Annotated in this window: 1 protein-coding gene; it reads right to left on the bottom strand. The window is 36.8% G+C overall.

Annotation, left to right across the window (positions count from 1 at the left end; translation table 11 throughout):
- Positions 1-386, bottom strand: a 386-nt coding sequence (locus KI369_RS26000) for a WXG100 family type VII secretion target (RefSeq protein ID WP_212958317.1), incomplete at both ends; no start/stop codon positions are given.

Here is a 386-nt window from a genome sequence, read left to right as displayed (position 1 = left end):
CCAGGTTTCTTTATCACCTAAGGATATCAGTCCTTCCCACGCATCCACTGCACCATCTACAAACCCAGTAGAAATACCAGTCCATGCAGCATTTAAATCTTTTTTATTGAAAAATGACTCTTCTGATTTTGGAGGGAGTTTTCCACACATGGCACCTTCTTGAATATCATGGTCAGCTAAATTTCCACCATACAATTCATCTGCATCTCGGAATTTAACAGCTGCACGTTCTAATTCTACTGCTATTTTATCTAATTCTTGCAAGATGTTAAACATCATTGGCTTTGCTTCATTAAACATCTGATAAAAACGATCACTGCTTGCTCCGCTCCACTGAGAAGCTATATATTCAGTTTGAGAGTATAAATCTTTATGTATATATTCTA

Source organism: Bacillus sanguinis (assembly GCF_018332475.1).
GTDB lineage: Bacteria > Bacillota > Bacilli > Bacillales > Bacillaceae_G > Bacillus_A > Bacillus_A sanguinis.
The sequence above is the reverse complement of the archived record's forward strand: the minus strand, read 5'-3'. Positions and strand labels throughout refer to the sequence as shown.